This is a genomic window from Bradyrhizobium sp. UFLA05-108 (assembly GCF_059803455.1).
On record NZ_JBANAZ010000005.1, the window covers coordinates 1 to 25,396 of the forward strand.

The following is a 25,396-nucleotide window of genomic DNA, read 5'->3' on the forward strand; positions in this document are numbered from 1 at the left end:
CGGTGCCGAAGTCCTGCCGCGCAGTCTGGAAGTCGCGGTTGACGAAGCCGTACCAGTTCTGGCGCGGGATCCCGGCCTCGGTGACCGGCACGTTGCCCTGCTTGTAGTAAGGCACCCCGAAATCCGGCAAACCGCTGAGATCGGTGTGCACGTAATTCGTCGTGATCTTGAGATCGCTCGTCGGGGTGTACTTGGTCGAGACGAAGGTGCCCCAACGATCGTCGGTCACGTAATTGCGGCCGGCAACGTTGGCATCCTGGAACAGTCCACCGGTGCGGACCGAGAAAGTCGGGTCGATCACCTGGTTGACGTCGAGCGTAACGCGCTTGGTCATGTCGGTGCCGAACTCGGTATCCATCCGCTTGAAGTTCTGGTCACCCGCCTGCTTGGTCACGATGTTGATGGCGCCGCCCGCGGTCCCGCGTCCGGCGTAGGACGAAGCCGGCCCGCGCAGGATCTCGATCTGCTCGGTGAAGAAGTTCTCGCGGATGCTGACGGCGGGATCGCGGATGCCGTCGATGAAGACGTCGTTGCGCGCATCGAAGCCGCGGATGAAGAAGCGGTCGCCGAACGCGTTGCCACCCTCGCCGGAGCCCAGCGTCACACCGGCGGTCGAGCGACCGATCTCCTTCAGCGTCGTGGCGTTCTTGTCCTCCAGCACTTCCTTGCTGAGCACGGTGATGGTCTTCGGCGTGTTCAACATCGGCTCGGGAAACTTGCCCGAGGCCTGCACGTGATCGACCTTGTAGGGAGCTGCTGGATCGGCATACGGATTGCGGTCCGGCGCGCCTGCGCTCTGGGACGGCGCGGCTGCGGCCTGTTGCGCCTGCTGGCGCTGCGCCGCGCGGCGAAGCGCATTGCGCGCACGAACCTGCTCCGGCGACGGTTTCGATGCGGCAGGCCGCGGGCGCTCGACGGGCGCATCGACACTGACGGGGGGAAGATTCGACTGCTGCGCTTCGGCCGCCCCCGAAAACGATGCCGCTGCAATCAAGCCAGCAACAGTCGAAACCGCCCTGCCGGAATTTCCATCACACTTGTGTCCAACCGAATCGATCGCAGCGATCGAACGCAGCGATCGCGGCGCTACCACCAGCCCCATTCCAATGCACCCCAATTTCAATTTTCTGATCGTTGACGCGCAACATGTGCGTCAAGCGATGGGGCGGTGCTATCGATCGGAAAAAATTGGGTCAATGCGAAGCGCGCACGAAACCGCTTGAATACCTCCAGATCAAATCAATTCTAAAATTCGAGTCTGATATTGCTCTAAACTAGCGCGACAAAGTGATGCAGCAGGCCGATACGCATCTTGCGCTTGGGCACTTACATGTAGCAGCCCATCAATCACTGCTCGGCGGCTTCATCAGCGAGAACAATTCGTCGACCGTTTGCTGTGCGACGGAACGAACGCGATCAGTATCGTCCATGCCGGCGATGTTGACGCCCTTCACGACGGCTTTGATCTCGTCGCGAAAGTCGGTCAGGAAGCGTAAGGGATCGCCCTGTTCGTTGGCGACGCGCGCGATCAGGCCCGCGATCAGAATCTGACACGCGATCAGCTTGCCGTTCAGCTCGTCCATCATGCGCTCCCGTTGTGCGGCGGTGATATGGACGACGTCGCATGGGCTGACAACGGAAACACGGCGCGATCTATTTAGAACCGTTCTGGCGAGGGCGGCGCAGCCACATCCGAAAGGTCTCCCCTTCAGCATCGGCGCAGCGGATCGCGCACGCGGTGCGCGACTGGCGAAACCTTTGCACGTTGATCGATGCTACTGCCCGACAAGCTGCTCAACGGAGCGGCTGTTCACGATACGCGCACGCCGCCCGGATCGGATGCAAAGCTTTCCGATTGTTTAGGATTCTCAAGCGACAGTGTTGTTTACACTGGAACTTGGCGTGTATTATACAGGCTCCGCGCCGGAACCCTTTCGAAGACCCATTATTCAACCTTTTGGGCAAGCGAGCCAATACGAAGCCGATATGAAAAAGTCGCGGCCGATTCTGTGGTTTTCCCTCATCGCAGCCGTGGCCGTGGCAGGCTACTTCGGCTGGCAACGCTTTTATGGTCCCGACGCCGCCAAGACCCAGGCCGCGCAAAAAGGCCCGCCGCGACCGGTCGCAGTTCCCGTTACCATCGCACCAGTCCAGCAGGCCGATTTTCCGGTCTATCTGACCGGTCTCGGCACGGTTCAGGGTTTCAACACCGTACAAGTCCGGACTCGCGTGGATGGCCAGATCGACAAGATCGCCTTCACCGAGGGCCAGATCGTCAACCAGGGCGACCTTCTGGTCGAGATTGATCCCCGCCCCTTCCAGGCCGCGCTCGATCAGGCCAAGGCCAAGAAGGCGCAGGACGAGGCGAATCTCGCCAACGCCAATCTCGACCTCCAGCGCTATACCAAGCTCGGCGAATTCGCGACCCGGCAGCAGACTGACACCCAACGTTCCACCGTCGCCCAGCTCACCGCGCAGATCGCGGCCGACGAGGCCGCGATTTCCAATGCCCAGACCCAGCTCGACTACACCCAGGTCAAGTCGCCGATCACCGGCGTTGCGGGTCTGCGCCAGGTCGATATCGGCAATATCGTCAATGCCTCCAGCCAGACGGCGATCGTCTCCATTGCCCAGATCGAGCCGATCACGGTGATCTTCACTGCGCCCGAGGACCAGTTGCCCTACATTAATGAGGGTCAGAAGGCCGGCGCGCTCAAGGTGATCGCGCTGACCACCGATGGCAAGAAGGCGCTCGCGGAAGGCAAGCTCGCCGTCATCAACAATCAGGTCGACACGACCAGCGGGACTATTCGGCTGAAAGCGGTGTTCGACAACAAGGACCACGCGTTGTGGCCAGGCCAATCGGTCTCGACGCGTCTTCTGGTGCGGACGCTGAAAGACGCCACGGTGGTCCCCGACGACGCGGTCCAGCATTCAACCAACGGTCTCTACGCCTATACGGTCAATCAGGAGAACAAGGCTGAACTGCGCAAGCTCAAGGTCAGCTATTCCATCGATGGACGCTCGGTGATCGATGAAGGACTTAGCCCGGGACAACAAGTGATCACCGGCGGTCAGTTCAAGGTGCAGCCCGGAAGCCTCGTCTCTACGGCGGTCGCGAGTTCGAATCCGGGCCAGAACAAGGTTCGACAGGAATGAACGACGGCGGGATTTCGGCACCTTTTATCCGTTATCCCATCGGCACCTCGCTGCTGATGGCCGGCATTCTTTTTGTCGGCCTCGTCGCTTACCCGCTGCTGCCGGTCGCGCCGCTGCCGCAGGTCGACTTCCCGACCATCCAGATCACCGCCAACCTGCCAGGCGGCAGCCCGGAGACGATGGCCTCCTCGGTCGCCCAGCCGCTCGAACGCCAATTCGCCCAGATCCCCGGCATCGCCCAGATGACGTCGACGAGCTATCTGGGCACGGCCTCGATCACCATCCAGTTCGACCTCAATCGCAGCATCGACGGCGCCGCCAACGACGTGCAGGGCGCCATCAACGCGGCGAGCGGCCAGTTACCGAAAAACCTGCCCTCGCCGCCGACCTATCGCAAGGTCAATCCGGCGGATTCGCCGATCCTGCTATTGTCCGCGACATCCGAGACGTTGCCGCTGACGACCGTCAGCGATGCGATTGACGCCCAGCTCGCCCAGCAGATCAGCCAGATCTCCGGCGTCGCGCAGGTCTTCATCGGCGGCCAGCAGAAGCCGTCGGTCCGTGTGCAGATCGACCCGGCGAAACTGGTCGCCAAAGGCCTGTCGCTCGAGGACGTCCGCAGCGCAATCGCGATCACGACGGTCGATAGTCCCAAGGGCAATATCGACGGCGAGAGACGCGCCTACACCATCTACGCCAATGACCAGCTACTCCAGTCCAAGGACTGGAACGACGTCATCATCGCCTACCGCAACGGCGGCCCATTGCGAATCCGCGATATCGGCCAGGCGGTCACCGGGCCCGAAGACGCCAAGCAAGCCGCCTGGGCCAACGGGAAGCGCGGCGTGTTCCTGGTGGTGTTCAAGCAGCCTGGCGCCAACGTCATCGAGACCGTCGACCGGATCAAGGCAACCCTGCCCCGGCTGGTGGCGGCGATCCCGCCGGCGATCAAGATCGAGGTGATCAGCGACCGCACCACGACCATCCGCGCCGCGGTCGAGGACGTCCAGTTCACGCTGCTGTTGACCATCGTCCTGGTGGTCATGGTCATCTTCGTCTTCCTGCGCAGCTTCTGGGCGACTGTCATTCCCACCGTCACGGTTCCGCTGGCGCTGCTCGGCGCGTGCGCCCTGATGTGGGTGTTCGGCTATTCGCTCGACAATCTGTCGCTGATGGCGCTCACGATCGCGGTTGGCTTCGTCGTCGACGACGCGATCGTGATGCTCGAGAACATCACGCGCTACATCGAAAACGGCGATTCGCCCCTCGCCGCCGCCTACAAGGGCGCCAAGGAGATCGGCTTCACCATCGTGTCGATCAGCATCTCGCTGGTTGCGGTGCTGATCCCGCTGCTGCTGATGGGCGGCATCATCGGGCGCCTGTTCCGCGAATTCGCCGTCGTGCTCGCGATGACGATCTTCGTCTCGATGTTCGTGTCGCTGACGCTGACCCCGATGATGGCCTCGCGCTTCCTGCGCGCCCATGGCGAGGTGAAGCACGGCAAGTTCTATGCGTGGAGCGAGCGCGCCTTCGACGCGATGCTGCGCGGCTATGAATACGTCCTCGACCACGCGCTGAGCTGGCGGCGCACCACGCTCACCATCTTCTTCGCCACCCTCGGCCTGTCGGTCTACCTGTTCATCCTGATCCCGAAGGGCTTCTTCCCGCAGCAGGACGTCGGCCTGATCACCGCGACGTCCGAAGCATCTCAGGACATCTCGTTTGCCGAGATGCAGAAGAAGCAGCAGGAGCTCGGCAAGATCGTGATGGCCGATCCTGACGTTGCTTCCATCGCGATGAACATCGGCGGCAGCGGACGCGCCGGCAACAACGGCAACATGTTCATCACGCTGAAGGCGCGCAACGATCGCGAGGCATCCGCGCAGCAGATCATCGCGCGGCTGCGTCCGAAACTCGAGAAGGTCGAGGGCGCTCGCCTCTATATGCAGGCCGCGCAGGACGTCCGACTCGGCGGCCGCCCGACGCGCACCCAGTTCGAATTCACCTTGCAGGACGCCGATCTCGGCGAGCTCAATGGCTGGGCGCCCAAGATCCTCGCCAAGATGCAGACGCTGCCGGAGCTGCGTGACGTCGCGACCGACCAGCAGACCCAGGGCACCACGGTTCAGCTCAAGATCAATCGCGACACCGCCTCGCGCTACGGCATCCAGCCGCAGCTGATCGACGACACGCTCTATGACGCATTCGGCCAGCGCCAGGTCACGCAGTACTTCACGCAGCTCAACAGCTATCACGTGATCCTGGAGATCCTGCCGGAGATGCAGGGTAATCTCGACAGCCTGAACAAGCTGTACCTGAAATCGCCGCTAACCGGCGACCAGGTGCCGCTGTCGACCTTTGCGACCTGGACGACCGATCCGGTGCGACCGCTCTCGATCAGCCATCAGGGCCAATTCCCGGCGATCACGATCAGCTTCAACCTCGCGCAGGGCGTGGCGCTGGGACAGGCCACGGAAGCCGTGCAGAAGGCCATGGCCGATCTCGGCGCGCCGGCAACGCTGAATTCGAGCTTCCAGGGCACCGCGCAGGCCTTCCAGCAGTCGCTTGGCACTGTGCCGCTGCTGATCCTGGCAGCTCTCGTGGTGGTCTATCTGATCCTCGGCATTCTCTACGAGAGCTACATCCATCCGATCACGATTCTCTCGACCCTGCCTTCGGCAGGCGTCGGCGCGCTGCTGATCCTGATGGCGGCCGGGTTCGACTTCAGCCTGATCGCGCTGATCGGCATCATCCTCTTGATCGGCATCGTGAAGAAGAACGGCATCATGATGGTCGACTTCGCGATCGCGGCCGAGCGCGACGAGCACAAGACTCCGGCGGAATCGATCCGCCAGGCCGCGCTGCTCCGCTTCCGCCCGATCATGATGACGACGATGGCGGCCCTTCTCGGCGGCGTGCCCCTGATGCTCGGGCACGGCACCGGTGCCGAAATCCGCCAGCCTCTCGGCTATGCCATGGTCGGCGGCTTGATCGTCAGCCAGGCCCTGACCCTGTTCACGACGCCCGTGGTCTATCTCTATCTCGACGAGTTCTCCAACTGGTTCTCCGGCTGGGGCCGCTCCAAGGAGAGCGAGCACGAGACGACCGAACACGGCACGGTCAAGGAAGCAGCCGAGTAAGCCAACGCCGCGCTTCCAATTCCGGCACGTTTTCCTCCTTTCAAGCCAAAGCGATATTTCATGCCCGTGCGCTCCAATCTTGCCGCCCTCCTGTCGGTTGCCTTGCTGTGGAGCGGATCCGCATACGCCCAGGGCACCAAGTCCAAGGCCGAGCCCAAGGCTGCTCCGCCCCAGGCCGCGCAGCCCGCGGCTCCTGCGGCGCAGCCGCAGGCCGACGTCGCGCCGGCACCGCAGGCCGGCTGGGCCGCGCGCTGCACCAGCGCGAGCCGCGAAGCGCCGTTGGAATGCGCGATCGAGCAAAACGCGGTGCTGACCAAGACGGGGCAGCTCATCGTGCTGATCAACATCCGCGTGCCCGCCGACACCCGCGTGCCCACCGCGCTGATCCAGCTCCCGCTCGGCCTCAATATCCCCGTCGGCGCCAAGCTCCAGGTCGACGAGGGCAAGACGGTCGACCTGCCGATCCAGACCTGCGAGAATCGCGGCTGCTACGTCTCAACGCCGATTTCCGCGGAGCTGCTCGCAGCGCTGAAATCCGGAAAGCAGTTGAAGGTCTCCTTCCAGAACATGTCCAAGGAGACCATCAACATTCCGATGCCGCTGAATGACTTTGCGGCCGCCTACGACAGGATCAAGTAACGGATCCGCCCCTTACCCTGCCCCCAGATAGGCCTTCTGCACCTGCGGATCGTTCGCCAGCGCCGTCGCGGTGCCGGCCAATACGCTTCTGCCCACCTGCAACACGGTTGCGAAATCTGAGACTTCGAGGGCGAGCTCGATCGACTGCTCGGCAAGCAGGATGGTCAGGCCCTCGCGATGCAGGCGGCCGAAGGTTTCGTACATGGACTCCACGACCGCCGGCGCCAGCCCGAGCGACGGCTCGTCCAGCATCAACAGTTTTGGGTCACTCATCAGCGCACGGCCGACCGCGAGCATCTGCCGCTCGCCGCCGGACATGGTGCCGGCGCACTGGTTGCGGCGCTCCTTGAGCCGCGGAAAGATCTCGTAGACGCGCTCGAGCAGCGCCGCCTTGCGCGACTTGTCGTGCAATGGCGTCGCGCCAAGCAGGAGGTTGTTCTCGACGCTCTGCTGCACGAACAGCCGCCAGCCCTCCGGCGAGAGTGCGAGCCCCTTGCGCACGATCGCAAAGGCGCTTTGGCCGGCGATCGCCTCGCCGCGAAAGCTGATCGTTCCGGCATGTACTGGGATCAGGCCTGCGATCGCGTTCAGCGTCGTGGTCTTGCCGCCGCCATTTGAGCCGAGCAGCGCGACGATGCTGCCCTCGGGCACCTCCAGCGACACGTCGGACACGCCGATCAGGTCGCCATAGCGCACTTCGAGGTGCTCGATCCGCAGCAGAAGCCCGCTCATGTGGGGCCGCCCATCAGTTCGATCGGTGTGTGGCCGGCAGCCGCTTTGGCGGCACGCGTGCCGAGATAGGCCGCGATCACCGCCGGGTTGGCCGTTACCTCACGCGGGTTGCCGCGAGCAATCTCCTTGCCCTGGTGGAACACCATCACCCGGCTCGCCAGCGACATGATCACTTCCATGATGTGCTCGACGATGACGAGCGTGATGCCGGCACGATGGATGTCGCGCACGAGATCGATCGCGAGCTTGACCTCGTGCGCATTGAGGCCGGCCATGGCTTCGTCGAGCAGCAGCACCTTCGGCTCGGTCGCAAGCGCGCGGGCGATCTCCAGCCGCTTGCGGCCGGGCGTGCCGAGCGAGCGCGCCGGCGCATCCGCCAGCCTGATCATCCCGACCCGCTCCAGCACCGCGCGTGCCTTGGCTTCGGCTTCAGCGCGATGCGTGGCACGCAGGAAGGCGCCGATCATGACATTCTCAAGCACTGTCATGCCCTCGAACGTCTGCGGCACCTGGAAGGTGCGCGCGAGCCCGAGCTGTGCGCGCCGCTCCGCCGCGAGATCGGTGATGTCACGGCCTTCGAACCGCACGCGGCCCAAGGTCGTCTTGAGATCGCCGGTGAGACAGTTGAAAAAGGTCGACTTGCCGGCGCCGTTCGGCCCGATCAGGCCGAGGATATCGCCCTGCTCCAGCGACACGGAAGCATCGTCGACGGCCTTGAAGCTGCCGAAGGCCTTTGTGATACCGCGCGCTTCAAGCAGCATGAGGCGCTCCCGCTTCGCTTCCCGGCTTGGACCGTCGCTTGAAGAGGCTCAAAATCCCGCCGGGCTGGAAGCGCGCGATCAGCACGATGATCGCGCCGTAAACCACGAAGGTGAGGCCTGCGCCCTTGCCGCCAAGCACGCTGTTGGAGATTTCCTCCAGCGGCACGAGGATTGCTGCGCCGACCAGCGGGCCGAACAGAAGCCCCGCTCCGCCGAGCGCGGCCATGATCAGGATCTTCACGGAGATCAGGATCCCAAGGCCGGACTCGGGGTCGACGAAACCGAACATCATCGCATAAAGCGCCCCGGCGACACTCGTCAGTGCCGCGCTCAGCATGAATGCGTAGAGTTTCGTGCGGCTCGCGGGCGCTCCGAGCGAGCGCGCGGCACGCTCGGAATCCTTGATTGCACGCAAATAAAATCCCATCCGGCTGTTGGCCATCCACCAGGTGATGACGAGCGTGATCACAAGGACGAGGAGGAAGAGATAGTAGTAGGGCAACGACGAGATGAACGAGAGATCGAAGATGTTGCGGGCGACCGTCGGTCCACTCAATCCCACCGCCGCACCGAGATAATCGGTGTTGGTGACGATCAGCCGCATCGTCTCGGCAACCGCAATCGTCGCCATGCTGAAATAGTGGCCTGACAGGCGCAGTGTCGGCACGCCGATGACGGCCGCCAGCGCCACCGCAATCACGATGCCACCGGGAATACCGAATAGTGGCGACAGACCGAACTTGGCGTAGGCTCCCATCGCCGCATAGGCGCCGCAGCCGAAGAACACGACATGGCCGACCGAGACCTGGCCGGCATAGCCGCCCACGATGTTCCAGGCCGAGGCCGCGATCGCATAGAGCAGCACCAACGCGCCGAGGCGCTGCTGGAACGGCGAGGACAGCAGCAGGGGATAGGCAATCGCGACCGCTGATAGCACCGACAGCCAGAGCCAGCGCTGCATCATATCTTCCCCATCAGGCCTTGCGGCCGGAACCACAGGAAGAACAGGAACAGGATGTAGACGACGATGTCGTTGTAGACCGCGCCGATCAGGAATCCCGACAGCGACTCGATGACGCCGATCAGGAGGCCCGCGACCAGCGCACCGGGCACACTGCCGAAGCCGCCGAGCGAGACCGTGACGAAGGCGACGATACCGAGCGTTTCGCCCACCGTCGGCACGATGTAGAAGAAGTTCGCGATCAGCGCGCCGGCAAGTCCCGTTGCACCCGCGGCAATCGCCCAGGCGATTGCCTGCATCGTGTCGGGCCGGATGCCCATGAGCTGGGCCGCGGTTGCATCTTCCGCCACCGCCAGCATTTTCGAGCCGAGCGAGGTGCGCGTCAGCAACAGGTGCAGGCCGAGCGTCACCAGCAACGCGACGACGCCGGCGAGCAGCCGCGAGGCCTCGAGGCGCAGCCCCGCAACCGCATAGGTGCCGCCGACGATATTCTGCGGCAACGACTTGAAGTCGGCACCGAACCACCAGAACACGGAATAGCGCAGCAGCAATGCGAGACCGAAGGTGCCGAGGATCTGCGCCAGCATCGGCCCCTTCATGATGTCGCGGATCAGGCCGAAATAGACCACGACGCCGAGCGTCGCCAGCACCAGCACCGCCAACGGCGCGCCCATAAGCGGCCCGGCGCCCATCAAGGTGTAGACGACATAGGCGACGTACATGCCGAGCATGACGAAATCGCCATGCGCGAAATTGACGATGTTCATCATGCCCCACACCAGCGTGAGGCCGGAGGAAAACAGGGCGTAGACGGCACCGAGCAGGAGCCCGCCGACGATCACCTGCACGAGGACAAAGGACATGAGCCGCGCTGCTCTTCAAATCAACAAAAAGGCAGGACCGCCGGTCCCGCCTCCGAAATCGTCACCAGCCCTTGTAGGGCATTACCGGCACCTTCTCGGCATTGCCCTTCGGCCATACCGAAACGTAATTCTCGCCGTCCTGAAGCTGGATGATGTAGGCCGACGCCTGCACGTTCTGCCCCTTCTCGTCGAACTTCACGCCATTATAGCCCATGATGAGTTGCTCGGGCTTGAGGTCCGTCGCCTTCAACGCCGCCTGGATTTTCGCGGGATCCGTCGAGCCCGCGCGGTCGATGGCGTCGACCAGCACGAAGAAGCCCTGCATCTCGCGCCCGACCGTATCCTCCATCTCCTCGCCGCTCTTCTTCTTGTACATGTCGGCGATGACGGCGCTAGGCGAGCCGGCGGGGCCAACTGCCCAGGACGAGCGGTTGAACACGCCCTGCGAGAGCTTTCCGACCGCCTTGATGAAGGACGGATCGGAATAGCCGGCATCATCCGCCAGCAGCATCGGCGGCTTGTAGTCGAGCGACTGCATGGTTTTCGCAAACAGGATCGCATCCGACGTGTAGGAGATCATCAGCACGACATCGGGCTTCTTCTCCTTGAGCTGAAGCACCTGCGCCTGCAGGTCGGTGGCGTTGACGGCGTAGGCGACGTCGATGACGCCGGTGCGCCCCTTCGCCTTGAACCCGGTGGCGATCGTGTTGGCGACGGAGGTGCCGTATTCGGTGTTGTCATGGACCAGCGCGATAGTATCGGTCTTGGCTCCGGCCGCCTTCATGTCGCTCAAAAAATCATCGTAGATGCGAACGAAATCCGGCGCGATCGGCGTGGTGCGGAAAAACCATTTGAAGCCGCGCTCGGTGAGATTGGCGGCGACCGATTCCGGCGTCAGATAAGGAATGCCATATTTCTCCGCGATCGCGCTCGAGGTCAGCGTGATGCCGGACTGGTAGGCGCCGAGGATCGCGACCACCTTCTCTTCCGTGATCAGACGCAGTGCCTGGTTTTGCCCGGTGGCCGGGCTGCCCTGGTTGTCGGCGATGACAACCTCGACCTTCGCGCCGCCAAGGCCTGCGAGCCCGGCGTTCGTGGCAAGCGGCAGCTTGTCGAGCTCGGGATGGGCGTTGTTGATGATGTCGGTCGCGACTTCGAGCGCGGCCTTGGCATGCGCACCGATCGACGCCGTGCCGCCGGACATCGGCAAGATGACTCCGATCTTGACGACCTTGTCCTCAGCCTGCGCCCCAGCCGCAAGCACAACGCACATCGCGGCCGCACAGAGCAGCCGGGTAGCGAACTTCAATGTCATGAACCAGACCTCCCAAAGGGTTTCCCCGGCCAGATTTTTAAGGCTTGAAAGCTTCGGCGAGCAGCCTGCTTCCATTTGATTTTTCCTGGCGCGCGGAGGATGGCATGCCAGTCCGGAACCAGCAAGGTGAACGCGATTGCACAATGCGGGATAGGCAGGTGCGGACGACATCGGCGCACCGGAGTGTGGGTCACCCTTGCAATGTCCGTCGCAATCGCGAACACGCTTTCGCGCTCGCGGCGCGTTTCGCCCGAGGTTTACCGGCGGTCAGTTCGCCCTTGCGCGATGCACCTCGATGAATGTTTCGAAGCCGCCGAAGATCAGGCGCTTGCCGTCGAAGGGCATGCCGGCGTTCTTCAGTCGCGGGTCTTCCATCACCTTCTTGTTGATGGCATCGCGACTTTCGCGGTCGCGGTAGACGATCCAGGACAGCACGACGATCTCGTCCTCCTTCGCCATCACCGCGCGCGGAAACGAGGTCACTTTGCCATAGGGAACGTCGTCACCGATGCATTCGACATAGCCGAGCGCGCCGTGCTCCATCCAGACCTCGCACGCCGTTCGCGCCAGCGCCTTGTAGGCGTCGATCTTGTCCTTCGGCACGGCGAGCACGAAACCATCGACATAGGGCATCACGGGTCTCCTCTGGGGGTTGCGTGCCCCGAGGACGATTGAGGAGGCGCCGTCCCGACCCCGGTCTCGGGCTTTGAAGATGGGGCAAACCGTCGCGCGCGCCGCCACCTCGCCTGCCCGCGCCGGCCGCGGTTTTGATCGCCTGGTTTTGCGCCCTTGGAGCGGCACGAAAATCCGCTCCACAGCAGCGCTTGCAAGCCTGGAGGCGAGCGGGTAGAAACCCACCACGCCTGAGCCGTGATTTGCGCCGCGCGCGTCGCCGGCCATCGCCCGACAATTCAATAAATAGTTGAATTCGTTAGGCAATTCCGTTGGGGAATGGTGTAACGGTAGCACAACAGACTCTGACTCTGTTTGTCTTGGTTCGAATCCAGGTTCCCCAGCCACACTCGGAAATAGCGCCCCAATTTCAATAGCTTAGATCGGCACCGCTGAAAGCTGGCACCCGATGGGCCGGCTGTCCACGACAATCCAACTTGGCCGGTGAGTTTGTTGATCCGTCGTGTTGATCTTCCCTCGCCCTGATGGAATTCCGTTGCGTCGCGTCAGACGAAGGCACTCAACCCGGTGATCGACTTGCCGACGATCAACGTGTTCATCTTCCTGGTGCCTTCATAGGAGTAGATCGCCTAGGCGTCGGCCACGAAACGGCCGATGTGATTCTCGAGCAAGATGCCGTTGCCGCCAAGCAGCTCGCGTGCATAGCCAACGGTCTCGCGGCACTTGACGGTGCAGAATGCCTTCGCCAGCGACGCGTGCTCGTCGCGCATCGCGCCTTCGTCCTGGAGCTGGGCGAGACGCAGCATCATCGTCTGGGTCGACGTGACGTTGCCGAGCATGCGCACCAGGAGATCCCGGACCAGCTGGAATCCGCCGATCGGCCTTCCGAACTGCATCCGTTCGGTCGCGTAGCGCAGCGCGTGCTCGTAGGCGCCCGTCTGGCAGCCCACGGCGAACCATGCCACTCCGGTCCGCGTCATCCTCAGCACCTTGGCGGTGTCCTTGAACGAGTTGGCATTCTGCAGACGGTCCGCCTCAGGCACGCGGCAATCCTTCAGGGTGATCAGCCCGTTCTGCACGACGCGGAGCGCCATCTTGGTCCTGATCTTCTCGACGGAAAAGCCCGGATTGTCCTTTCCGACGACAAAGCCCTTGACCTGGTTCGACCCCTCCTCGCGGGCCCAGATCACGTTGATGTCGGCGAAGGTGGAATTGCCTATCCACTTCTTCTGGCCGTTGAGTATCCAGACGTCGCCCTCGCGCCGGCAGGTCGTCAGCATGCCCCCCGACGTGGCAGAGCCGACCAAAGGCTCGGTCAGGCCGAACGAGCCGATCTTCTCGAAGCGCATCATGGGCGGAAGCCAGCGCTGCTTCTGCGCTTCGTCGCCGCACAGATAGATTGAGCCGTGCATTTCGCCGCTGGACGAAGAAGTCGCCCAGCGAGATCAGAACCGAATAGTCTACCGGTCGCCCAAAATGCGCTTTCAGCTCACTATTTGACTTTGATTTAAGTTCGGGAGAGCGCCGCTGCCATTGGCAACGACTCGCCGCTTCGCTGGAAGGCAGACGCTGGGGTCGTTCGTCGCGTCCAATCTATCAGGCGCTCTCTGCATTCCTTGGATTGCTATTCCAAGAGCCGGCTCCGCCACCACCATAATAGTTGTGATATCCGCGGCCCCAATGTTGGTGGTGACGCGATGCAGCAAGACTCGTGCTTGCTGTAGCGAGGGACAAAATCGCGGTCATCACCGCGGTCACGCTCAGTAGTCTCAGGCACTTCATGGTTGGCTCCATCTCTCGCTAACCGATCCCGGTGCCGTCTACGCGGGCCGGCCGGCGGAAATCGATCGCCGCAAAGCGGTTTCGAGCTAAATCCGCACTTGACGGATCTTAACCACCCCAGCCCGCAAAGGGATTATGACCCAGTTCTGGTTGGTCATTGTAAGGGTCCGGCTGATAGAGGGCGCGCGGCGGAGGTGAATAGGCCCAACCCGAAACGGGACCCATGATCAAGCCGCGGGTGGAATGAACAACGGCATGCTGCCGGTGTGCATGACGCGCCGTAGCGGCGGTGACAGGGGCACTCAGCATAATCAAAAGGCCCAGGGCCAGAACAGAACGCATGGTTTTTCTCCGATAGATCTACCTCGCACTAGCCAAGTGAGGATCGTGCTGCGTCGCCGCAACCTAGAACTCCTTCACGACTAGTCACGTCGGCGGCATCACGTATGGCGGGCCGCTTTTGCAGCCCCGCATGTAGTAACAAAGGAATAGGAGGCTCGTAACCGCGCTGGCCACGACTGACCCTACCACTCGGGTTCGGACAACGTCGCAGCGCGGGCCAACGCTTTGGTCGCGTCAGCAAGCGATGCCTTCTCGGCTCGCCGCTCGTAGTCGTCGGCAAGGGTCTTGAGCTGAGCCACAACCACCTCGTCGGTCATGGTTTGGGCAGCGCGAAGCAGCGTCCGTGCTGTCTGCAAGTACTGCTTACCTCGCTGTGAGATCTGGAAAGTCATATTGCCCTCGCGCGATTCTCCGGCAGTTCGTTCAAGGCGATTTGGAACCAGGTCAGCCAATTGCGATCACTTTCCCGGCGAGTTCTGAAGCGATCGACGCACGTCTTGGAACAAAGAGGGGTCCGCCACGAGTAGTACCGGACGAGACCAAACCTGCCGTCACAGAGTGCGCATCGCGTTGCTTTGCGATGTCCAGGATTTTCGGTGCAGTTGGGCATCGTCGTCTCCTCTTGGCTTTATCGTAGCTATTCGCCGATCTTCCTTCTTTCGTTGCTGCACGCGGTGAGCCCGCGTTCTTCCAACGCATGCACCCTAAGACCATCGGGACGAACGGCTCAATCGAACCTAGGTAGCTGTCAGCCACCTGAAGTGATCACGGAACCATACCAAGGTCTGGGAGCGCGCTCCCTCAGCCGTAGCGGCGACCCTTCACCCGCCGCGCTGACAGACCGCCGAATGCTGCGTCCGTTGATCTTGCTTGATCCGAAATGCGCTGAGCCCGCCTTCTCGTTAGCAGCAATTTGGCGCAATTTGCGCGGCTTTACTCGCAATGACAGCGCATGCGCGTCAAATCACGCGCGGTAAAGAATGGAATGATGCCGCCGATGTGAGCAATCGTGCATCGCGACGGACTGGGGCGGTGCGGCCCTCGCATCACATATGAACCGAGCCAGCGAACGAGCGCCGACGCGCGCGAACCTTTTGGAGCAACTCTGGACAAGCATTCTGTCTCGCGCTTCCGGTAATCGGCTTGGTGCTGGATGACGACAACTTTGGAGAAAGAGATGAGAAAGATTTTCACTTATGCGGCAGCCGGGGGTTGTCTTGTCGCCTTTGCGTCCGCAGCAGAGGCCCGCTCCGCCTACGATGGATCCTGGGACCTTGTCTTTGTGACGCAAAGAGGCGCTTGCGATGCAAGCTACAACTTCTCAGTCAACATCAACGATGGAATTGTCTCGCATCCGAATCTCGTCAGGTTCAGAGGCTACGTCGCGCGGTCGGGCGCCGTTCGCGCTTCGGTGACGGTTCAGGACAAATATGCCTCGGGCTCTGGAAGGCTGTCGGGCGCTTCCGGCCGAGGGTCGTGGAGTGGCTATTCGGGAAGCGCGCGCTGCTCGGGCTATTGGACCGCGCAGCGAAACTAGCCTGCACCGTGAAATACCGTGGTATCTTCGGCCCGAACCCTTGAACAGATTCGGGCCGATGTCGGTTGAGCAACGCCGCCCGTAGTTGTATCAAGCGGGCGGCGTTGTTGCCCCCACCAACCGGCCAACCATAGGAACTCAGGCAACAGGATCGGCGGCAGGGGAAAGTTTTCGATGAGCATTTTATATGCCAGATATTTTGATCCATTGCCCTATCATGGGCCAGGCTGTACCGACCGGGCTGGACACGGAGACCGTGATCTTCGAGACCTTGCCCGACATTGCAATCCCTCTCAAATGCCGACGTTGCGGACAGACCGACTTTTGGAAAGGATGCTTGGGTCAGTCGCCCAAGTGGATTGACGCGCCATTAACCGGGACGCCGCGGGTGATGCCATCACAAATCCTGAGCCTCTAAGGCACGCACCGTGACCGCCGGTCCGGTTTAGTGTCATTCGTTTCTCAGCATTCTCTGACATCTCGTTCGCCGATTCTTCGCAGTCCTCTGAGGACGATCCCACCTACAATACAACAAAGCGGACGGACGTCAGCTTTGCGCAAAGTCACGCGATCCCGTGCACGCTATCTGGGCCGCCGCAGACCCACCCAAACTTGGCGGTTTCCCACACAAGGATGTCGATCAACATTTCGGCGGGCATCACCCGGGCAAGCGCGGCCGCCTGGCCTGACCAGAGCGGCGTGAAGTCGGTGCTCCGGTTCTGCTCAGCCGCAGCACGCAGCGGCGGCAGTTCGCCCATGGGCAGCGGAAAGTCCGGCGCCGCGTCCGACCAGGGACCGACCTCGGCGATAAGGCGATTGACAAGAGCCCTGGCCGGCCGCCCGGAGAACACGTTTGTCACGACAGTCTGGTTCACCCGCGCATTTCGCAGGGCCTCGCGATGGACCGGGGGCGTTGCCGACTCGGCACAAAGCAGAAAGGCAGTCCCCATCTGCACGCCGGCGGCTCCGAGCGCGAACGCCGCCGCGATCCCTCGCCCATCCCCGATCCCGCCGGCAGCGATCACGGGCACGCTGACGGCGTCAGCGACTTGTGGCACGAGGGCGAATGTACCGGCCTGCGAGGCGACTGCGCGCTTGCGGTCAGATTCGAGGAACATGCCTCGATGTCCCCCGGCTTCATACCCCTGAGCGATGATCGCATCGGCGCCATGCTTTTCGAGCCAGCATGCTTCGTCGACCGTCGTCGCCGATGAGATCACCTTGCAGCCCGCTGCCTTGACCCGATCGACCAGCCCGGGCTCGGGCAAACCGAAATGAAAGCTCACCACCTCCGGCCTGACCTCTTCGATCACGGCGCACGCCGCGTCGCCGAACGGAGCGAGATCGAGGCGCGGCGTCAACGTTGCAGCTTCGATACCCAGTTCGCGATAATAGAACGAAAGCTTCTCATGCCAGGCACGCTCGCGAGCGGCGTCGGCCTTTGCCGGATCGTGGCAGAAGAAATTCAGGTTGATCGGCTTCGGCGTTGATCGTCGGAGCTCCGCGACGCTCTTCGCAATGAGCTCCGGCGCCATGATAGCGCAGCCGATCGAGCCGAGGCCGCCGGCATTCGAGACCGCGGCCGCAAGGTCGACCGTGCCCAATCCCGCCATCGGCGCCAGCACGATGGGATGCTCGATTCCAAACAGTTCAACAATCCGTTTCTCGGACCACATGACACATCTCCTACCAGCGACCAGCGGACGCGCCGCCGTCGACATGCATGATCTCACCGGTGACAAAGGCCGCTCGCTCCAGATACATCACGGCATCGATGACCTCCTGTGGCTCGCCCATACGGCCCATCGGCTGCAGGCTTGCGAGGAAGCCGTGCGCCTCCGGCGCATGCATCGGCGTTGCGATCGCCCCCGGCGAGACGGCGTTCACGCGGACGTTCCGGGTTGCGTATTCGATCGCCAGCGAGCGGGTGATCGCGTTGAGTCCGCCTTTGGTGAGGGCCGCGAGCGCCGCCGCCAGCGAGGTCATCGGCTGCACGGCGATCGTAGCCGTTATATTGACGATGTGCCCGGAACCCGCGAGCAGCATTCTCGCCGCCACCCGCTGTGTCAGATGGAAGAACCCCGCGAGATTGACCCCGACCATCGCGGCGAAGTCCGCTTCGGAATAATCGGTAAACGGCTTTGCAATGAACACGCCGGCATTGTTGACGAGCGTATCGATCCGTCCGTAGCGCTCGATGGCAAGTCCCACGATGCGATCGGCGGTCTGTGCGCTCGCGATATCGCCGTCGACCGCAGCTATCGACGGATCACAGCTCTTGTCGATCGAACGAGCGCTGGCAACGACGTGATAGCCGATATCACGATAGGCCCTAAGCAATGCCGCGCCAATGCCTCGCGACGCGCCGGTGATGATGGCAACCTTCCGTTCGGATTTCATATTCGCTCCTTCATGCGATCAGTGTACGGATGAGCGAACAATTATCCCTGTCGAGGCAATGTGGCTTCGCATCGCCTGCTCAGTTGTTGTCATTTCTTGCGGTGAACCGAACGCAGATCGCAACATCGACACCGGCGTCAGTATATCAGGCTGCGCCGATATTGCGCCGGTGTCTGCCCCGTGGCTTGCCGGAATGCACGAGTGAAATTGGCCTGACATGAAAAACTGAGCGACAGGGCAATATCGACCAAGGCCCGGTCCGCGTCAAAGAGCAGTTCCTTGGCGCGCTCCAAGCGCCTTGCGCTGACATGCCGATGCGGCGATTGACCGACGGCGGCCTTGAAGGCACGCGCGAAATGGAACTGGCTCAGGCAGGCAACCGACGCCAGCCGCGGCACGGTCAGATCGCCCTCCAAATTTGCTTCGATAAAGTCAAGCACTCGCGCAAGTCTGCGCGGCTCAAGCCCTTCCCGTGCAGTTGGGGTGACGACGCCGGACGACGCCCCATCAGCATGCTTCTGGACGAGTCTTGCCATCAAGCTCAGCGCGAGGGTTTCGGCGAGCAGCCCGCCCGCGGAAGTCTCGTGCTCCAGTTCGGACATGATCGCAAAGGCGATCTCGGCCAGCAGCGGATCGTGGAATCCGCCCTCGTGGCGGAGCGACCTGATCGCCGTGGTGTCGAAATCTTGACCCAAACTGTCGCCCGAGAATCGATAAGGCGAAAGGTAAAGATGCAGGATCGCCGGCTGCGGCTCGGACATGTCAATCAGGCCCTCCTGCACGCCGGCCGGCCGGAGCCAGATTGTGCCGCGTTTGGAGATGGTCGAGTCGGTGACCCCGTCCAGCGTTCGCGTGACGACGGACCGACTGCCGCGGACATCAACGCAGATCTCGGCATCAGGCTGCGGCTTGTTCCAAGTGACCGTACCGCTGTGGCTACGAAGCTCTGCCGCGAGATTCGACCAACCACGCGCAGCGGATGAGGTCAGCAGCCCGGCACCGCCATATTTATTTAAGCTGCAGTCGCCTGACCCGGTCGGGCGAGACGCTGATTCCTCGTTACCACCATATGGATTCATGCGAACGTTACCGTTGTTGACATGCCTGACACTCGGTAGTCACCAGCTCATTAGGTCAATGTGGCTCGCCTCGAGGCGGGCCGCAATTCTCGCCGACCCCTATCACGCAACTGCGATCAAGGCAGCGTAGCCGCCAGCGCTGGCTGGTCCGCCAATAGCCGCAAGAACACTCCGCCTGTGCCAACGAACGAGGTCCATCAGAAGCGGCACAGCGGATCTCTGTGAGGCATCCAATCCGAGCCGGCGTGTGATGCCGGGTTGAAAAGATAAGCTCAGACGATCTTCAGCCCGACCGGCGAGCAAATGCAGATGACACCGCACTGACCACAAGAAGCGGTGCGCATCGACAAGCGATGGGTGGATGAATGACCTTGAATGGCGCGATCCGCGCGCATTCATCCGGATTGCGCGCTGCAAGTCTCGCAGGCCACCGGGGCTCCGTTTAAGATCAGGCTCCTCCTCCAGACCCTGCATTTTGCACAATGCCAAACGACCCGTGCTCAACAGGGAACTCCCGACCGTGTGTCTCCAATGTCCTGTGTCAGGTCCGGACAGGAGGGCCATGACAGCGGTGTCGAGGGAAGTGAACAAACCGAAACCGCCCCACAGAAAACGCCGGTCAAGCAAGCCGGAAAGAACAGTGGCATCGTTCCGTGCAAGCTCAAGGCACTCGCTGGCCGATCGCACCGCGTGATCCAGCTTGAATCCGAGGTCCCAGAGGCTGCCGACCACTGCACTGATGCAGGCCTTCGTCGCCGGCGCGCAGCCGTCGGCGCAAGCCCGGCTGGTTTCAGGGAGAAGAAATAGCAAGTCGAGGTCGGAGCCCGGTGCCAGCTCCGTTCGTCCGTAGCCGCCCACTGCAACTGCTCCGAGAGGAGCGACCATGCTGTGACTACGTAGCCCAGTGGATATCGATGCAATGTGGAGCAGACCGACAACCGTGCTGTCGGCAAGCTTCGCCCGGTCGCGTAGATAGTCTTCGACTGAGCCGCCTGCTTCAAAGCGCTCACGCAAGATGGCGTGCGCCTGCGCCACAAGCGGCTGAAGGAGCTTCACCGGATCAGGTTCTCTTCCCGCGCCCCTTTCGCTCGCAATCGCGCGTGACCTGTGGCGTATCGGGGCAATCAAGGTCGCATCGAAACTGGATCTCGCCAAGGACTCTGCAACGCAACATCGCTTCGCTTCGGTAGTGAGGGCGCCATGATCCGAACCGATCGCAGCCTTGGAATTCGTGGAAATTGCAAGGGACGCAGCCAGAGCTTCTATTCCTGTCGTCATGCTTGCTCCTCGTCGTGTTAGTTTAAGTAACCTGATTGAAGCTGCGGCCGTGTTCCAAGTCTTCAACGATGCAGCGATGCGGGACGTCCCGCGCAACTGATCAGCCGAATAACCAGCTATGTGCGAATATTCCTGGACGATCGCCTTGCGCTCCTCGAAGGGCGCAGCGTCTTCGAGATTGGTATCGCATCCCGAAAGCCGCGACAGAACGAAGTCGATCACGCGTTCTGGCCCACCCTGACGATTGCTCATGACGATCGCATAGACTTTCTCCCGACGCTCCCGCTCGTAGGCATTGAGTGCCCGCTGGCCGCTGGATGTGTGGGCACGCCTACCTGCAGTACCGGCCGACCTTCCGATACAAGACCGGGCGAGTTGACCGCCGGCAAAGCCTGGGTGTTCTGGCCGGCATCACTCGGGCGGACCGGTTCGTCATCCATACTCGTCCAGGGCCGGCGCACCCTGTCTTCAATTTCGCTTCGGGTAATCCCGATATCGCGCAGCATGTAATCGCTCATGCGGGCGATTTCTCCGATGTCGTGATGAGCCGCCAGTTCGGCTTCGATAGCCGCCCTGACTCCTTTCAGGAGCGCACGGAGCCGGGTGATGGCGTAGCGCGCGATCGTGCCCCATCGCGACGGACGCCGTGGCTGAGTTCTGATGCCGTGGATCTCGCAGAGCGATTGTCGTGATTGCATTTCCATTGCACTTTCTCCGTGATCATTTTCTCACCGAAACGCAGTTTGCGTCTGTTTCCCGCACAGGCGGCCGGCAACGCGCACTCTCGTGCGCGCATGAGCTGCGGCTATCAGCCCGAACTTCTTCGGTCTTCGGCGTCATGATCTGGCGTCTCCCCTTTTGATTGAGCCGGTGGAAGGGCGGGCGGCCGCTGGAGAACCACCGCGCGTGACCTGCGACCGGTCTAGCGAGGGAAACACGTCCAGGCTCAAGCGAATGTGTGCCGGTGACAGTCGCAACGGTCACACGGGAGATGTGCATGGCATCAAATGCCGCTGCCGAATTCGTGCATGTCGCGGCGATCGCCAGTCTGGCGAGTAAATGAATAGCCGTACGGCGCATGGCGGTGCCCACCGAGGCGATGAATCGCCTGCTTGTCGGCGCCCGGTCGAACGGGATGGAGCGTCGATGCACCGCTAGCGACGGCCGGCGTGATAAGGAATACGTTGGCAATTCAAAATTCTCCGCAAGCTGATGCGAAGAATTTGCAGGAGATCCGCTACGGCATTGTCTCCGACGCGGGAAATAAGACTACAGTTGTAATCTTGGTTGCCCGTTTTGTCATTGCCTGAAAGATCGAACGTTACCGCGTGCGGTCCACGATTGCAGCCGCGCGCCTGCCGAGTTCGTCAGGCACCGTGACAAGGCGCCGGCCAGGTCCGCAGAGGTGAGCGGATGGTGAACCACTTCGGAGACGCCGGAAGCAGCTAGCAGTGGCGCTTCCAGATCCCGCGCTGAACTCGTCGCCAAGATGATCGGCAGGTTGGGCGCAAGCTTACGCATTTTCGTGGCGAAATCGATGGCAAGACTCGAGCCGGGCTGGTGACACACGAGGGCTGCGTCGAAGCGCCCGGGCACCGCGCAAGCCTGCACGGCTTCCTGCAGCCCGGTGAAGCCGACTCCTTCGTAACCGAGCGCCGCCAGAATTTCCTCGTGCCGCAGCAGGCGCTCGCGGTCGGCCTCAAGCACCAGCACGGCTTCACCGACACCGCGACCATCCGAGCCGGGCGCACGCTGAAGAGATATCGGCGCAAGGGACGGGACTGATGGAAGCCAGATGTCGAATCGTGTTCCGGCCCCCGGGGCGCTTTGCACCTGCAGCGCCCCATTGTGCTCCAGGACAATGTCGCGCGCAGTGGCAAGTCCAAAGCCATTGCCGTTCAGGCGCGTCGTGAAGAATGGCTCGAAGATCCGCGGCAATGTCGCCTCGTCCATACCGCGCCCCGGGTCGGAAATCGAGACCACGACGAAGCGACCGGGATTGATCGCGATCCGGCCAATCATTGCGGCATCGGTCATCTCCCTTGTGGCGATTTGAATCTCGATGACGCCCGGCTTGTCCATCGCCTGAGCGGCATTGTTGCAGATGTTCAGGATGACCTGCTGCAATTGCGCGGGCTCGGCCGAAACGACCGCCGTCTCGGACGTTTCGCTCACCGCGATTTCGATGTGGGCAGGCAACGATGGCGCGAGTAGCGACTTCGCTTCGGCGACCAATGTCTTGACGCAGACAGGTTCCCGCCTCCCCTCGCGACGACGTCCGAATGTAAGGATCTGGTCGACCAGATCCCGCGCCCGCTCCGCGCCTCGCCGGATGGCATCCAGATTGCGGCGCGATCTTGCATCTGGATCGAGATGTTCCTCCGCCATCTCGGTATGGCCGAGAATGCCACCCAAAATATTGTTGAAGTTGTGTGCGATACCACTGCTGAAGGTGCCCACCGTCTCCATGCGACGGGCCTCCTGCAGGCGCGCCTCCAGCCGCGAGCGTTCGTTTTCCATGCAATGCCGCTCCAGCGCATACACGATCGTATCAAGCGCCATCCGGAGCAGGCTGAGTTCGCTTGCGGAGGTGATACGACAGGCTCGATCAATTGCGCCGAACCCCAGGGCGACGGCGACACCGTCCTTGGTAACGCGCGTCGCGCACGCCCATCCGCCCAGGCCCAGGGCCACACAGGATTCTTTGTTTTCACCGATCGGCATGCGGTCGACGCGCGGAACATGGATGATTCCATCGGCGGACGGCTCAAACCGGGCCGTCAGCGCCATCGCGCGTCGCGGCCAGTCCGGTGGAGAACTTATGCCCGGCCTACACCAGACGTGCTCCCGCGGCGCGGCACCGCTCGACACAAAATAGGCGCGGTCGCAACCGATGCACTCCGACATGTCGGCGAGAGCCCGCGTGATCCCAGCGTCGATACCGTGCGGCTGCGCATTGATGAAGCGCATCGATATGCCCGCGATCACGTGCTCAAACGCGGCACGCCGGTGCAGCGCAATCGCGCGCGCCCGCAATTGCAGTCCAAGATAAATCAGCGCACCAAGTAACGCCAAGGACGTGCCGTAGAGTAGTACCCGGTACCGACGCGCCGATGCACGTGCGGCGAGCTGGCGCTTCATAACCAGTGCACGAACCGCATCCTGCTCGCGCGTGGTTGCTGCGGCGATCAACGCCTTCAGCGCGGCGTCGGTCGCCGGCAGCAGGTCATGCAGCAGGCCGCCATGTGCAATCGCAGCCTGTATTGAGGCAGCGTCGTCGCCCGGATCTGGCAAGCGTGCCAGTTGTTCCAACCGATCCTTGACGTCGCGCGCCGCGGCCGGCGATGTGTCCAGCGTGAGGTGCAGCATGGCCGCCGACAGCGTGGTGGCAGCAGCGACGACCGACGTGCGGTCCGAGGCGGCGAGACGGGCGCTGAACATACCAAAATAGAGGAAGGAGTTTCGCAGCAGTGCATTTCTGCTCTTGAACTGCTCGACAAGGTCTTGCTGCCGATGCGCGCCTACGGCCAGAACGTCGATTGCGGCCTCCTCCTCTGCGTCTGAGCTGGCGGCATCGCGCAACTGGTGGACAGAGTCATCGTAAGCGTCGGTCAGGCGCGCAAGCTCATCGTAGTTTCGTGACAAGCCCGCGCGTGCCGTCAATACTTCGCGATTCAGGGCGCGCTCGAGCCTGGAGAAATGATCGAGCGCCTCGAGCTGCTGGTCAAAGCGCGTCGAGTTGAAGTTCAACCCGCCCAGCAATAGCCAGGTCAGCAACAGAAGCAAAAATGACACGAAGACCACGACAGGCGTCATTCTCATGGTGCAGCTCCGACCTGCGCGCCGCGGTATTTCCCGGTCAAGGTTCCCAGATAGGCAACGATGGCCTTGACTTGCTCGTCCGTCAGCGTCGAGTTCAGCTGCGCCACGCCCATTTTGCGAACGGCGTCATCGAGTGTTGCGGCACTGCCGTCATGAAAATAGGGCGCTGTGGTCGCAACGTTGCGCAGGCTGGGTACGCGCAGAACTTCCGGCGTCGGCGATCCGAGCGGGTGGAAAATTCCGTGCCGCTGAAAGAGATTTCCGCCGATATTCACGCCCTGGTGACAGGAAACGCAACCCAGTGATTTGAACAGGTGATACCCATCCTGCTCTTGGACCGACAGAGCCTCGGCCTCTCCCGTCAGCCAACGGTCGAACCGGCTACCCGGCGTTATCAGGGTTCGCTGGAAGCTTGCGAGGGCATCGACAACATTCGCAGCGTCGGGCTCACTTCCGTAGGCAGTCGTGAACTCCCGGCGCAGGCCAGGATCCATGCCCAGCCTTTCCGCGACATCGGAGATATTGGCGCCCATGACCTGCGGATTTTCCAGCGAGGATTTGATATCCGACTCGATGTTGCGGATCTTTCCCTCCCAACCGAAGCGGAAGCTGAGCACGGCGTTGAACACGGTCGGCGTGTTGAGCGGAAGGCTCGAGCCGTCGAGGCCGGCGTCGTAGCTCGACCTGCTTGCGCCGTTGGTCCCAAGATCGTGGCACGACGAACAACTGCGCGAATTATCGCGAGACAGCCGTGGATCGCTAAACAGACGCTCGCCAAGCCTGACCTTCAAGGGATCGGTCTGGGGAAGTCTGGGAACAGGAGTGATCGGCTCATCGAAGAAGGTGCTGTTCGCCTCGGGAGGCTGCACAAGCGCCTGCTGCGCCGCCGGCGAAACCAACAGGCCGCCCAGGATCAGGATACAGGTCATCGCGATCCAGGGCGAACGATGGGC

Annotated in this window: 20 protein-coding genes and 1 tRNA gene; 4 read left to right on the top strand and 17 right to left on the bottom strand. The window is 62.1% G+C overall.

Annotated elements, in window-relative coordinates:
- On the bottom strand, positions 1-1,102 hold a 1,102-nt coding region (locus SO140_RS05030), incomplete at its 3' end, for a TonB-dependent receptor (protein WP_498542380.1).
- A 241-nt stretch (positions 1,103-1,343) separates the two neighbouring features.
- The gene (locus tag SO140_RS05035) at positions 1,344-1,583 is read right to left on the bottom strand and encodes a hypothetical protein (RefSeq protein ID WP_449383540.1); all 240 of its coding nucleotides are present in this window, start codon (positions 1,581-1,583) and stop codon (positions 1,344-1,346) included.
- Between the two features lie 403 nt (positions 1,584-1,986).
- Here SO140_RS05035 and SO140_RS05040 point away from each other — a divergent pair, with 403 nt between their 5' ends.
- The 3 genes from SO140_RS05040 to SO140_RS05050 are packed head-to-tail and all read left to right on the top strand — an operon-like array spanning position 1,987 to position 6,938.
- Positions 1,987-3,159, top strand: a complete 1,173-nt coding sequence (locus SO140_RS05040; RefSeq protein WP_449383541.1) for an efflux RND transporter periplasmic adaptor subunit — start codon at positions 1,987-1,989, stop codon at positions 3,157-3,159.
- Positions 3,156-6,299 (top strand): multidrug efflux RND transporter permease subunit, encoded by a 3,144-nt coding sequence (locus tag SO140_RS05045; RefSeq protein WP_474797060.1) that lies wholly within the window; start codon positions 3,156-3,158, stop codon positions 6,297-6,299. Before SO140_RS05040 ends, SO140_RS05045 begins: the two co-directional genes overlap by 4 nt.
- Before the next feature lie 60 nt (positions 6,300-6,359).
- On the top strand, positions 6,360-6,938 hold the full coding sequence (locus tag SO140_RS05050; RefSeq protein WP_449384036.1) for an invasion associated locus B family protein: 579 nt from the start codon (positions 6,360-6,362) through the stop codon (positions 6,936-6,938).
- Positions 6,939-6,950: 12 nt separating this feature from the next.
- Here SO140_RS05050 and SO140_RS05055 read toward each other — a convergent pair whose 3' ends face one another.
- From SO140_RS05055 to SO140_RS05080, 6 genes are all read right to left on the bottom strand, one after another.
- On the bottom strand, positions 6,951-7,670 hold the full coding sequence (locus tag SO140_RS05055; RefSeq protein ID WP_449384037.1) for an ABC transporter ATP-binding protein: 720 nt from the start codon (positions 7,668-7,670) through the stop codon (positions 6,951-6,953).
- Positions 7,667-8,431, bottom strand: coding sequence for an ABC transporter ATP-binding protein (locus tag SO140_RS05060; RefSeq protein WP_449384038.1), 765 nt, complete (start codon positions 8,429-8,431; stop codon positions 7,667-7,669). Before SO140_RS05060 ends, SO140_RS05055 begins: the two co-directional genes overlap by 4 nt.
- Entirely contained in the window at positions 8,421-9,392 is a 972-nt protein-coding gene (locus SO140_RS05065) for a branched-chain amino acid ABC transporter permease (RefSeq protein WP_449384039.1), read from the bottom strand. The genes SO140_RS05060 and SO140_RS05065 overlap by 11 nt, the downstream gene beginning before the upstream one ends.
- Entirely contained in the window at positions 9,392-10,255 is an 864-nt protein-coding gene (locus tag SO140_RS05070; protein ID WP_449384040.1) for a branched-chain amino acid ABC transporter permease, read from the bottom strand. The genes SO140_RS05065 and SO140_RS05070 overlap by 1 nt, the downstream gene beginning before the upstream one ends.
- A 61-nt stretch (positions 10,256-10,316) precedes the next feature.
- Positions 10,317-11,570 (bottom strand): ABC transporter substrate-binding protein, encoded by a 1,254-nt coding sequence (locus tag SO140_RS05075; protein WP_449384041.1) that lies wholly within the window; start codon positions 11,568-11,570, stop codon positions 10,317-10,319.
- Between the two features lie 267 nt (positions 11,571-11,837).
- Positions 11,838-12,203, bottom strand: coding sequence for a DUF1428 domain-containing protein (locus SO140_RS05080; RefSeq protein WP_449384042.1), 366 nt, complete (start codon positions 12,201-12,203; stop codon positions 11,838-11,840).
- Between the two features lie 312 nt (positions 12,204-12,515).
- On the opposite strand from SO140_RS05080, the gene SO140_RS05085 reads away from it, so the two are divergent.
- Positions 12,516-12,589, top strand: a tRNA-Gln gene (locus SO140_RS05085).
- 243 nt (positions 12,590-12,832) lie between these two features.
- Here the strand turns inward: SO140_RS05085 and SO140_RS05090 are convergent.
- From SO140_RS05090 to SO140_RS05130, 9 genes are all read right to left on the bottom strand, one after another.
- Positions 12,833-13,615 (bottom strand): acyl-CoA dehydrogenase family protein, encoded by a 783-nt coding sequence (locus SO140_RS05090; RefSeq protein ID WP_449384043.1) that lies wholly within the window; start codon positions 13,613-13,615, stop codon positions 12,833-12,835.
- Positions 13,616-14,509: 894 nt separating this feature from the next.
- Positions 14,510-14,719, bottom strand: a complete 210-nt coding sequence (locus tag SO140_RS05095; protein WP_449384044.1) for a hypothetical protein — start codon at positions 14,717-14,719, stop codon at positions 14,510-14,512.
- Positions 14,720-16,427: 1,708 nt separating this feature from the next.
- On the bottom strand, positions 16,428-17,540 hold the full coding sequence (locus SO140_RS05100; RefSeq protein WP_449384045.1) for an NAD(P)H-dependent flavin oxidoreductase: 1,113 nt from the start codon (positions 17,538-17,540) through the stop codon (positions 16,428-16,430).
- Between the two features lie 10 nt (positions 17,541-17,550).
- Positions 17,551-18,264 carry an SDR family NAD(P)-dependent oxidoreductase gene (locus tag SO140_RS05105; protein WP_449384046.1) on the bottom strand — a complete coding sequence of 238 codons (714 nt, stop codon included), beginning with the start codon at positions 18,262-18,264 and terminating at the stop codon, positions 17,551-17,553.
- A 137-nt stretch (positions 18,265-18,401) separates the two neighbouring features.
- Positions 18,402-19,343, bottom strand: a complete 942-nt coding sequence (locus SO140_RS05110; protein WP_449384047.1) for a helix-turn-helix domain-containing protein — start codon at positions 19,341-19,343, stop codon at positions 18,402-18,404.
- A gap of 102 nt (positions 19,344-19,445) precedes the next feature.
- A complete protein-coding gene (locus SO140_RS05115) occupies positions 19,446-20,873 on the bottom strand; it encodes a [protein-PII] uridylyltransferase family protein (protein ID WP_449384048.1) in 1,428 nt (475 codons plus the stop codon).
- Positions 20,870-21,325 (bottom strand): DUF1127 domain-containing protein, encoded by a 456-nt coding sequence (locus SO140_RS05120; RefSeq protein WP_449384049.1) that lies wholly within the window; start codon positions 21,323-21,325, stop codon positions 20,870-20,872. Before SO140_RS05120 ends, SO140_RS05115 begins: the two co-directional genes overlap by 4 nt.
- Positions 21,326-21,920: 595 nt before the next feature.
- Positions 21,921-24,443 carry a two-component system VirA-like sensor kinase gene (locus SO140_RS05125; RefSeq protein WP_449384050.1) on the bottom strand — a complete coding sequence of 841 codons (2,523 nt, stop codon included), beginning with the start codon at positions 24,441-24,443 and terminating at the stop codon, positions 21,921-21,923.
- On the bottom strand, positions 24,440-25,342 hold the full coding sequence (locus SO140_RS05130) for a cytochrome-c peroxidase (protein WP_498542381.1): 903 nt from the start codon (positions 25,340-25,342) through the stop codon (positions 24,440-24,442). The genes SO140_RS05125 and SO140_RS05130 overlap by 4 nt, the downstream gene beginning before the upstream one ends.
- Between the last annotated feature and the right edge of the window lie 54 nt (positions 25,343-25,396).

What these genes read in the sequence shown, in the direction of transcription:
- SO140_RS05035 (WP_449383540.1), bottom strand. Translation starts at nt 1,583, where the DNA reads ATGGACGAGCTGAACGGCAAGCTGATCGCGTGTCAGATTCTGATCGCG.
- SO140_RS05040 (WP_449383541.1), top strand. Translation starts at nt 1,987, where the DNA reads ATGAAAAAGTCGCGGCCGATTCTGTGGTTTTCCCTCATCGCAGCCGTG.
- SO140_RS05045 (WP_474797060.1), top strand. Translation starts at nt 3,156, where the DNA reads ATGAACGACGGCGGGATTTCGGCACCTTTTATCCGTTATCCCATCGGC.
- SO140_RS05050 (WP_449384036.1), top strand. Translation starts at nt 6,360, where the DNA reads ATGCCCGTGCGCTCCAATCTTGCCGCCCTCCTGTCGGTTGCCTTGCTG.
- SO140_RS05055 (WP_449384037.1), bottom strand. Translation starts at nt 7,670, where the DNA reads ATGAGCGGGCTTCTGCTGCGGATCGAGCACCTCGAAGTGCGCTATGGC.
- SO140_RS05060 (WP_449384038.1), bottom strand. Translation starts at nt 8,431, where the DNA reads ATGCTGCTTGAAGCGCGCGGTATCACAAAGGCCTTCGGCAGCTTCAAG.
- SO140_RS05065 (WP_449384039.1), bottom strand. Translation starts at nt 9,392, where the DNA reads ATGCAGCGCTGGCTCTGGCTGTCGGTGCTATCAGCGGTCGCGATTGCC.
- SO140_RS05070 (WP_449384040.1), bottom strand. Translation starts at nt 10,255, where the DNA reads ATGTCCTTTGTCCTCGTGCAGGTGATCGTCGGCGGGCTCCTGCTCGGT.
- SO140_RS05075 (WP_449384041.1), bottom strand. Translation starts at nt 11,570, where the DNA reads ATGACATTGAAGTTCGCTACCCGGCTGCTCTGTGCGGCCGCGATGTGC.
- SO140_RS05080 (WP_449384042.1), bottom strand. Translation starts at nt 12,203, where the DNA reads ATGCCCTATGTCGATGGTTTCGTGCTCGCCGTGCCGAAGGACAAGATC.
- SO140_RS05090 (WP_449384043.1), bottom strand. Translation starts at nt 13,615, where the DNA reads ATGCACGGCTCAATCTATCTGTGCGGCGACGAAGCGCAGAAGCAGCGC.
- SO140_RS05095 (WP_449384044.1), bottom strand. Translation starts at nt 14,719, where the DNA reads ATGACTTTCCAGATCTCACAGCGAGGTAAGCAGTACTTGCAGACAGCA.
- SO140_RS05100 (WP_449384045.1), bottom strand. Translation starts at nt 17,540, where the DNA reads ATGTGGTCCGAGAAACGGATTGTTGAACTGTTTGGAATCGAGCATCCC.
- SO140_RS05105 (WP_449384046.1), bottom strand. Translation starts at nt 18,264, where the DNA reads ATGAAATCCGAACGGAAGGTTGCCATCATCACCGGCGCGTCGCGAGGC.
- SO140_RS05110 (WP_449384047.1), bottom strand. Translation starts at nt 19,343, where the DNA reads ATGAATCCATATGGTGGTAACGAGGAATCAGCGTCTCGCCCGACCGGG.
- SO140_RS05115 (WP_449384048.1), bottom strand. Translation starts at nt 20,873, where the DNA reads ATGAGCAATCGTCAGGGTGGGCCAGAACGCGTGATCGACTTCGTTCTG.
- SO140_RS05120 (WP_449384049.1), bottom strand. Translation starts at nt 21,325, where the DNA reads ATGGAAATGCAATCACGACAATCGCTCTGCGAGATCCACGGCATCAGA.
- SO140_RS05125 (WP_449384050.1), bottom strand. Translation starts at nt 24,443, where the DNA reads ATGAGAATGACGCCTGTCGTGGTCTTCGTGTCATTTTTGCTTCTGTTG.